At 49.0% G+C, this 9,338-nt stretch carries 10 protein-coding genes; 4 read left to right on the top strand and 6 right to left on the bottom strand.

Annotated features, from left to right (window positions below; all coding sequences use genetic code 11):
* Nucleotides 1-7: 7 nt before the first annotated feature.
* Nucleotides 8-511 carry a Der GTPase-activating protein YihI gene (yihI, locus tag AC5JPW_RS03260; protein WP_494238240.1) on the bottom strand — a complete coding sequence of 168 codons (504 nt, stop codon included), beginning with the start codon at nt 509-511 and terminating at the stop codon, nt 8-10.
* Nucleotides 512-1,082: 571 nt separating this feature from the next.
* Between yihI and yihA the strand changes: the two genes are divergently transcribed.
* On the top strand, nt 1,083-1,715 hold the full coding sequence (yihA, locus tag AC5JPW_RS03265; protein ID WP_494238241.1) for a ribosome biogenesis GTP-binding protein YihA/YsxC: 633 nt from the start codon (nt 1,083-1,085) through the stop codon (nt 1,713-1,715).
* Nucleotides 1,716-1,803: 88 nt separating this feature from the next.
* Here yihA and spfP read toward each other — a convergent pair whose 3' ends face one another.
* Entirely contained in the window at nt 1,804-1,851 is a 48-nt protein-coding gene (gene spfP, locus AC5JPW_RS03270) for a small protein SpfP (RefSeq protein WP_071892919.1), read from the bottom strand.
* 165 nt (nt 1,852-2,016) lie between these two features.
* Nucleotides 2,017-4,806, bottom strand: coding sequence for a DNA polymerase I (gene polA / locus AC5JPW_RS03275; protein WP_494238242.1), 2,790 nt, complete (start codon nt 4,804-4,806; stop codon nt 2,017-2,019).
* Nucleotides 4,807-5,229: 423 nt separating this feature from the next.
* Here polA and yihG point away from each other — a divergent pair, with 423 nt between their 5' ends.
* Nucleotides 5,230-6,138 carry a 1-acylglycerol-3-phosphate O-acyltransferase, YihG family gene (gene yihG / locus AC5JPW_RS03280; RefSeq protein WP_494238243.1) on the top strand — a complete coding sequence of 303 codons (909 nt, stop codon included), beginning with the start codon at nt 5,230-5,232 and terminating at the stop codon, nt 6,136-6,138.
* A gap of 15 nt (nt 6,139-6,153) precedes the next feature.
* Here the strand turns inward: yihG and dsbA are convergent, their stop codons facing one another.
* The 3 genes from dsbA to AC5JPW_RS03295 all read right to left on the bottom strand — a co-directional run bounded on the left by dsbA (nt 6,154) and on the right by AC5JPW_RS03295 (nt 8,137).
* Nucleotides 6,154-6,777 carry a thiol:disulfide interchange protein DsbA gene (dsbA, locus tag AC5JPW_RS03285; protein ID WP_494238244.1) on the bottom strand — a complete coding sequence of 208 codons (624 nt, stop codon included), beginning with the start codon at nt 6,775-6,777 and terminating at the stop codon, nt 6,154-6,156.
* Nucleotides 6,778-6,804: 27 nt separating this feature from the next.
* Nucleotides 6,805-7,791, bottom strand: a complete 987-nt coding sequence (locus AC5JPW_RS03290; protein WP_494238245.1) for a serine/threonine protein kinase — start codon at nt 7,789-7,791, stop codon at nt 6,805-6,807.
* Between the two features lie 76 nt (nt 7,792-7,867).
* Nucleotides 7,868-8,137, bottom strand: a complete 270-nt coding sequence (locus AC5JPW_RS03295) for a YihD family protein (protein ID WP_494238246.1) — start codon at nt 8,135-8,137, stop codon at nt 7,868-7,870.
* A gap of 78 nt (nt 8,138-8,215) precedes the next feature.
* Here AC5JPW_RS03295 and mobA point away from each other — a divergent pair, with 78 nt between their 5' ends.
* Nucleotides 8,216-8,791 (top strand): molybdenum cofactor guanylyltransferase MobA, encoded by a 576-nt coding sequence (mobA, locus tag AC5JPW_RS03300; RefSeq protein WP_494238252.1) that lies wholly within the window; start codon nt 8,216-8,218, stop codon nt 8,789-8,791.
* Nucleotides 8,788-9,306, top strand: a complete 519-nt coding sequence (mobB, locus tag AC5JPW_RS03305; RefSeq protein ID WP_494238247.1) for a molybdopterin-guanine dinucleotide biosynthesis protein MobB — start codon at nt 8,788-8,790, stop codon at nt 9,304-9,306. Before mobA ends, mobB begins: the two co-directional genes overlap by 4 nt.
* Nucleotides 9,307-9,338: the final 32 nt, after the last annotated feature.

Raw genomic sequence — 9,338 nt, forward strand, 5'->3', positions numbered from 1 at the left:
TTGACCGTTATTGGCCGCCTTTCAGCAGACGCATCATATCTTCCCGCTCTTCTTCCTCTTCTTCGTCTTCATCATCATCGTACGAAAGGCCCAGCTGTTGCATCAGCTCATCGATACGATCAAGCTTAGCGTTAACCCAACTCTGTTCTTCGGCGCTCAGGGTTTCGCCCTCTTCTAAACGTTCCAGCAGCGCATCCAGGCGCTCATCAGTTTCCAACGAATCCAGTTCAGCTTGCGGTGAAAGCATAGGTTTCTCGCTCTTGGGTTTTTGCTGCTTTTTAACCGGTGCGTCTGTCACACCCAGTTGGATAGGTTTTTTGCTGCCAATACGCGGATCGTTCGGTTGAGAACGTTTTCCAGAACCTGAGCTTTCGCTTGCCCCACTCGCACGGCTACCCGGCGCATTGCCGCGATGCTTTTTATCGCGCTTGCGGTCACGCGATTCCTGGTTCATTTCTTCACGTGTTTTACGGTGCGTTTTACCGCGCGGAGTGGTCGAAGGTTTTTTCATGATGCTCAGCTTTGATGGTTTTAATCAGTATAGAATTGCGGCGGAATCTAGCAGAAAGCAAGCAAAGAAAAAAGGCGACAGAGCAATCTGTCGCCTTTTTTTCTGACCCTCTACCCTCATTGGGTATTACGTTCCTTGTTTGCTATCAACGTACCCTGTTTTTCCCTTAGCAGTTAACAGTCCGTGTTGCGGTCCTTTTCCTTGTTATGACTGCCATCCTGGCAGTTTCCTGGTCTTCGCCTCCTGGCGCTCCCGACCCCTCATCCTTAAGTCTCTATCCTGTTGGCTTCCTCGCCTTGACAGATACTTTACCTGCTAAATTTAAACTCACAAGCAACAATAGGGCCAAAAAAGGTAAATTCAGAAAATTCTATAAAACCAAGTCATTGTTTTACATTGATTTACCTTTTTTCGACCCTGCAATTTCTCCGAAAAGTCGCAGATGATTTATAGCAAATGTCTTACACGAATCATGGTTATTATCGTCAATACGCAATCTGGCGAGAAAAACAGCCTTTTGCGTGGGTTCAGGTATAATCCACCCAAGCTATAGATTACGGAGACGACCATTTTGACTAACTGGAACTACCAACAGACGCACTTTGTGACCAGTGCACCTGATATTCGCCACTTGCCCTCTGATACAGGCATTGAGGTGGCATTTGCCGGCCGCTCCAACGCAGGAAAATCCAGCGCGCTGAATACCCTGACTAATCAGAAGAGCCTGGCGCGCACGTCAAAAACACCCGGGCGTACTCAGCTGATTAACCTCTTCCAGGTCGCCGATGGCAAACGCCTCGTTGACCTGCCGGGCTACGGCTACGCCGAAGTGCCTGAAGAGATGAAACTTAAGTGGCAACGTGCGCTGGGCGAGTATCTCGAGAAGCGCCAGTGCCTGCAGGGCCTGGTGGTACTGATGGATATTCGTCACCCGCTTAAAGATCTCGATCAGCAGATGATCCAGTGGGCGGTTGAGAGCAATGTGCAGATTCTGGTGCTGTTAACGAAAGCAGACAAGCTGGCCAGCGGCGCACGTAAGGCCCAGCTAAACGCCGTGCGTGAAGCAGTGGTGGCTTTTAATGGGGATGTGCAGGTTGAAGCGTTCTCTTCACTGAAGAAGCTCGGCGTAGATAAACTGCGTGAGAAGCTGGATTACTGGTTTAACACCATTCCGCCAGTGACCGAAGATACCACCGAAGAATGACCCTTCTGCGCGGCATTTGTCCGCGTTTTTTCTCTCTTTCGCCCAATAAAAAACGCCCCAGTCATTTCTGACTGGGGCGGCTAAATATTCAGCCAAATCCGATTACGTGAAGTAAAAGGTCTGAAAGATAGAACATCTTACCTCTGTACCCTACGCGAATAACTCTACTCTCTTTTCGTTTTCGCACAAAGCACTTTTTGTAGTTTATTTTCAACCTTTACATAGGGAATTCTAATGATCGTCACAAAACCTGTAAGTTATGTTGCTTACTTACAGAAAAATGGCCTTATTAGACGAACACTTAGTGCGCTTGATCCCAGTTTTTCCCACTTCCCACTTCCACCAGCAAAGGAACATCCAGCGTCGTGCTGCTTTCCATCAGTTCATGGATCTTTTTCGACACCGCATCCAGATCGTCCTGATGCACTTCAAACACCAGTTCATCGTGAACCTGCATGATCATTTTCACCCGCGGTTTTTCGCTTTCCAGCCAGGCATCTACAGCAATCATGGCACGTTTGATAATGTCAGCAGCGGTGCCCTGCATTGGGGCGTTAATTGCCGCACGCTCAGCACCGGCACGACGGGCACCGTTGCTCGACTTAATATCCGGCAGATAAAGGCGACGGCCTTCGAGCGTTTCGACATAGCCCTGCTCTTTCGCTTGTGCGCGAGTACGCTCCATATAGTCCATAACGCCCGGGTAGCGCTCAAAGTAGAGATCCATATACTTCTGCGACTCTTTACGCGGAATATTAAGCTGGCGAGACAAACCAAACGCACTCATGCCGTAAATCAGTCCAAAGTTAATCGCTTTAGCACTACGACGCTGTTCGTTAGTCACACTCTCCAGCGGCATGCCGAATACTTCAGCGGCAGTCGCGCGGTGAATGTCCTTCCCTTCCGCAAACGCCGACAGCAGCCCTTTATCACGCGACAGGTGCGCCATGATTCGCAGTTCGATTTGCGAGTAGTCGGCAGAGACAATCACGTAATCTTTCGGCGCAATAAATGCCTGGCGAATACGACGCCCTTCTTCATTACGTACCGGGATGTTTTGCAGGTTCGGATCGGTTGAGGACAAACGCCCGGTTGCCGTCACCGCCTGGTGATAAGAGGTGTGCACTCGGCCCGTTTTCTCACTGATCATCAGCGGCAATTTGTCGGTATAGGTTGATTTCAGCTTTGACAAACCACGGTGTTCCAGAATCACTTTGGGCAGTGGGTAATCCAGCGCCAGCTCTTCCAGCACTTCTTCCGATGTTGACGGCGCGCCACCCGGAGTTTTCTTCAGCGGCTTAATACCCTGCTTTTCGAAGAGGATGGTCTGCAGCTGTTTTGTCGAGGCAAGGTTGAACGGCTCACCAGCAATCTCATGGGCCTTTTTCTCTAGCTCAGTCAGACGCAGCGCAATTTCCGCAGAATGTTTACGCAGAACGGCTGGATCAATGTTCACACCATTACGTTCAATGCGCGATAGCACGGGCACCAGCGGCATCTCAATATGCTGGAATACATTCAATGGACCAGCGTGCTTCTGCAGCTCTGGCCACATTTTTAAATGCAGTTGCAGGGTGACATCGGCATCTTCCGCAGCATAACGTCCGGCCTGTTCGAGATCGATTTGGTTGAAGGTCAGCTGATTTTTGCCCTTCCCTGCAATCTCTTCAAAGGTGATGGTTTTGTGCTTCAGCCAGCGGTCGGAGAGACTGTCCATATCATGGCGTCCGGCCACGCTGTCCAGGGTGTAGGATTCGAGCATGGTATCAAACGCGATTCCGCGCAGTTCAATGCCATAGTTTTGCAAAATCCCACGGTCAAACTTCAGGTTTTGCCCGACCTTCAGTGCTTTTTCGTCTTCCAGCAGCGGCTTGAGTAATTCCAGTGCCCGATCGCAAGAAATCTGTTCAGGTGCATCCATGTAGTTGTGGGCGACCGGAATGTAGGCAGCAACGCCTGGCTCGGTCGCAAAAGATAACCCCACCAGATTGGCACTGACGTTATCCAGGCTGTCGGTTTCGGTATCGAAAGCAAAAAGAGGGGCTTTCTTCAGCTTCTCAATCCACTCCTGTAAAACGGCTTCATCCAGGACGGTGACGTAATTATCTGCCGATAGCTGTGCGGCTGGCACTTCTTCAACGCCTGCTTCAACCACAAGGGTTTCCTGAGGCTTCGCGGCCGGTTTGGCCCCTTTCGCCTGGAGCCACTTCCCGGCTTCAACATCCACAATCCAGCGCTTGAATTCGTACTTTTTGAACAGATCCAGCAGCACCTCTGCGGAGGGCTGTTGAACCTCAAGCTGCTCGCAGGTCAGCTCCAGTTCAACATCCGTCTTGATGGTGGCCAGTTTGTAAGAGAGGTACGCCAGGTCTTTATTCTGCTCGAGTTTCGCGGCCATGGTTTTGGCACCGCGAAAAGAGAGCCCGGCAATCTTCTCCGGATTGGCATAGAGCGTATCCAGTCCACCCAATCCCTGAAGCAGACCTTGCGCCGTTTTCTCACCCACACCCGGTACACCGGGAATGTTGTCCGAAGAGTCACCCATCAACGCCAGGAAATCGATAATCAGCTCTGGCGGAACACCGTATTTGGTGACCACTTCTTCCGGGCCGAGAATAGTGTTGGTCATGGTGTTAATGAGCGTAATACCCGGAGTCACCAACTGTGCCATGTCTTTATCACCCGTGCTTATCAGCACCGGACGCCCCAACTTTTCCGCTTCGCGCGCCAGGGTACCAATCACATCATCGGCTTCAACACCCGACACCGCCATCAATGGCAATCCCATTGCTCGCACCATCTCATGCAGCGGCTCAATCTGCGCACGCAGATCGTCCGGCATAGGAGGACGGTGAGATTTATAGTCCTCGAACAACTCATCGCGGAACGTTTTACCTTTCGCATCAAACACTACCGCAGCATGACTTGGTTGATACTGCAAAATTAAGCTACGCAGCATGTTTAATACACCGTACATCGCACCGGTCGGTTCACCCGCTGCGTTAGTCAGCGGTGGGAACGCATGGTAGGCGCGATAGAGGTAAGAAGAACCATCGACGAGGATAAGGGGGTTTTCTGGGATCTGAACCATGATGTCCGTGCCTGTTTATCAATTTATGGTTAAAGGATGCCACAGACGGACGAAAACATCAGTTTTTCGCCGTAATTGCCCGAAAAGAATTGTCGATCGAGAGGATCTTATTTTTGTTTTTCCTGTGGATAAGTTTGTGAATTATTTCTCTTCGTCTGGATTATTGTGCATTACCATCGATCGCAAAAATGTATCTATTCTTATTAATCAGTACTTTACAAAAAGGCAAACGATCGTTATTGCATTTTGGTGATAATTTGCTCTATGTGGATATAAGAAAAAGGAATTGGTTTTGAGGTATATTCTCGCATGCTAAACGCAGACCACCTTTCCACAAAAGCAACCGCGCATATTCTGGTAGAATCAGCACCTTGCGCTTCGCTGGCATACATTTTGCAATTAACTATTTGAAAAAAATTAATTATGTCGAGATTTCTCGCTGTTTTAACCTTGCTGACGAGTGTTGTACTCACCATCCTGGTTACTATCCTTTGTTCAGTACCGATCATAACTGCCGGTATTATTAAGCTGTTGTTGCCCATACCAGTGCTATGGCGCGCAATCTCATCTTTTTGCAATGCAATGATGTACTGCTGGTGTGAGGGACTTGCCTGGTTATTACGGCTCAATCCCAATCTGCAATGGGATATCGAAGGACTCGAGGGACTGACGAAGAAAAACGGGTATCTGCTCATCAGTAATCATCACAGCTGGGCAGATATTGTGGTGCTTTGTGTGCTTCTTCGCAAACACATCCCCATGAACAAGTATTTCCTCAAACAGCAGCTCGCCTGGGTGCCCTTTATTGGCCTCGCGTGTTGGGCGCTGGACATGCCTTTTATGCGCCGTTATTCACGCGGTTATTTAATTCGTCATCCGGAACGCCGCGGTAAAGACATAGAGACAACTCGCCGTTCCTGCGAAAAATTTCGCGTTAACCCAACGACAATCGTTAATTTTGTAGAAGGGTCACGCTTTACTGACGAGAAGCGCCTTCAGACACGTTCCCCTTTTAACCATTTGTTGCCACCCAAAGCGGCGGGTATTGCGATGGCAATGAGCGTTCTGGGAAAACAGTTTGGCCGATTACTGAATGTCACCTTGTGCTACCCGGAGAACGACAGAAAGCCTTTTTATGACATGCTGAGTGGGAAACTGACGCGTATTGTCGTCCGCATTAATTTGCTGCCAATCACCGACGAACTGCATGGGGATTATGTGAATGATAAGAACTTCAAACGCGGCTTTCAGCAATGGCTGAATAATTTATGGTTCGAGAAAGACCAGCAAATTGAGACGATAAAACGTGAATACAGAAACGCCGGTCAATGACCGGCGTTATTTTTATTACTTCTGCCCAACCAGGTATCTGACCGTATCTGCATATTGCTGTACGAAGATGTCCATGCTGCTGGTATCCATGCCCTGCATGTTCAACTGGTATTTACCGTTAACATACATGGCCGGAACACCACGCAACTGCAGATCTGCAGCCGCTTTTTCCTGCTGCGCCACCAGTGATTTCACCACGAAGCTGTTCCAGGCAGCATCGTACTCTTCACCTTTTACGCCAGCCTTAATAAAGACATCACGAATATCGGCAACGTTCTGAACGGTTTGAGTTTTCTGTACAGCCTCAAACATAGGTGCCGTAATTTTGTCTTCTACACCCAGAGCCATTGCCACACCCCATGCCTGAGTCATCTCTTTACCCAACGGGCCGAGGAACTCAACATGGTATTTGGTCATTTTGGTACCTTCCGGCAATTTCTGTTTTACTGCATCAGCGACATGCCAGACGTGCTCAAAGTCATAGCAGTGTGGGCAATAAAACGAAAAGAACTCAAGCACTTGTGGTTCACCCGCGACGGGCTTATCGAGCGTGATGTACTGTTTGCCATCAGTGAATTGAGCAGCAGATGCGCTAAATGCCAGAATCATTCCCGCCAGCGCCAGCCAAATTTTCTTCATGGTTAATACTCTCCAGGATGTGTCACATTAATAAAATGGCGTTAATTGCAAAGGCGGCTCTTGTAGTGCCTTTACTTGCCAGAGAAAGGTGGAAGTTTGTTCACGCCAGTAGTCCTCCCCGGTTAACCACGGGAAGTTTTTCGGGAAAGCAGGATCTTCCCAACGGCGAATTATCCATGCCAGGTAATAAACCTGACGCATGGCACGCAGCGGCTCAATAAGGCTAAGTTCTGCCGTATCAAACTCGCAGAATTCTTCATAGGCTTCGATGATGGTCTCAAGCTGCATACGCTGTTCGACTTTATCGCCATGTAACAGCATCCAGAGATCCTGAACAGCCGGGCCATTGCGGGCATCATCGAGATCGACAAATAAAGGACCGTCACGCCAGAGAATATTCCCGGCATGGCAATCGCCGTGCAGGCGCAGGCTTGTAAAACGGGTATGCCATTGCGCCATGACCGCGTCGATCAGCGCATCTGCAGCCTTCAGAAAAGCGGGTTTTAACGCTGAAGGGATAAGCGTTGTATTTTCAAAAACCTGACGGGGTTCAAGCAGATATTCTTTCACGCCAATGTCAGGGCGATGAACAAAACGCGACTTTTGCCCGGTCTGATGCAGACGCCCCAGATAACGGCCAACCCATTCCATCTGGTCGAGGTTATCAGGTTCAAATTGGCGACCACCGACGCTAGGGAAGACCGCGTAGTAAAAGCCTTGATGGGTTAATAACGTTTGCTGCTGGAATGAAAGTGGGGCCGCAACAGGAACTTCATCATTCAGAAGTTCCCCGGCAAACTGATGCTCTTCCCGAATTTGATCGGCGGACCATCGCTCAGGACGATAGAATTTCACCACATAACGGCGACGATCTTCATCCTGAAACTGGTAAACACGGTTTTCATAGCTGTTGAGCGGTGTCAGACCCGAGTCGACCCGAATTCCCAGTTCAAACAACGCATCCATAATGGTGTCTGGATGAAGAGTCTGGAAAGTAAAAGCGTTATGGTTCATCCCATTATCCGCAAATAAAAACGAATGATTCAGGATATCATTTCACTGCGCTTTCGGTGGCTCCTCTTACAAGCTTTTACTCTTTAATTACTCCGCGGGCACGAAGCAGGGCCGTTTTGAAATCCTCTTCATAATCTTTTTTAATACCCGGAATCACCGCGTCTTTATCAGAACCACGCATTTTCAGATGATAGATCAGGATGTCATCACTTAAATCGCTAAGTTCACCCTCATAACCTGATTCTTTCGCCAGTTTCTGCAAGAATTGAATAAGGTTTAATTCAGGCTCTTTCTGCCACTCAGGCTGGAGGAGTTCGATAACTTCGTTCAGACGTTTACATTTCATGGTCGTGCTCCTTACTCTTGGTACAGACACGTTATCAGGGTCAAACCCACAATAAAAGAGGCGATAAGGGTGATTGAAATGGGTACGGTAACTGGTGTGATCCTGGCGGGAGGCAAAGCCTCACGCATGGCTGGGCAAGATAAAGGCCTGCTCGAATTAAAAGGTAAACCGTTATGGCAACATGTGGCACATGCGCTGAGGCCGCAGGTTGATAAGCTCATTGTCAGTGCGAATCGCAATCTGGAAGTTTACCGGGCAAGTGGATTGCCTGTTATTCAGGACTGTATTGCTGATTATCCAGGCCCCTTAGCTGGCATGCTCTCCGTGATGCAGCAGTCGGACAGCGACTGGTTTCTTTTTTCCCCCTGCGACACACCGTTTATCCCTGATAATCTCGCGGAACGTTTGAGCTCAGAGAGTGAAGGCTACCCGGCTCTGTGGGTGCATGATGGTGAACGCGATCATCCGACCATTGCCTTAATTCATCGAAAGATCGTGCCTGAACTTCAGCATTATATTGATCAGGGTGAGCGTAGAGTGATGGCTTTTTTAAAGAGTTTAGGTGGACGATCCGTCGATTTTAGCGATGCACAACAAGCATTTAGTAATGTGAATACGCCAGAGGATTTAGCACGTTGGGAAGAAAAAGTGTGATTCCGCTTCTGGCCATCGCCGCATGGAGCGGTACGGGAAAAACAACATTATTAAAGGCACTGATACCTGCGTTATGTGGGAAAGGTTTACGACCAGGGCTTATCAAACATACTCATCATAATATGGATGTTGATAAGCCGGGGAAGGACAGCTATGAATTACGCAAAGCCGGAGCAGCACAAACCCTGGTCGCCAGTGCTCAGCGCTGGGCATTGATGACGGAAACGCCGGAGGAAACAGAGCTGGATCTGCGCTATCTGGCAAGCAGAATGGACGCATCAACGCTGGATCTGGTACTTGTGGAAGGGTTTAAACACGAAGATATCCCCAAGATACTGCTGTTTCGTCAGGGCTGCGGGTATGAAGTTCGTGAACTCATGATGGATGAACGTGTTATTGCTGTTGCCAGCGATACTCCGCTTGCTCTGGATGTGCCTGATTTAGATATCAACAACATCCCGCAGATCGCGGATTTTGTAGTTCGATGGCTGGAACTGCAGAAATTAGCCGAATAATGCGAGAAGACCACCGTCAGGTGGTTTTCTGA

This window comes from Phytobacter sp. (assembly GCF_059074235.1).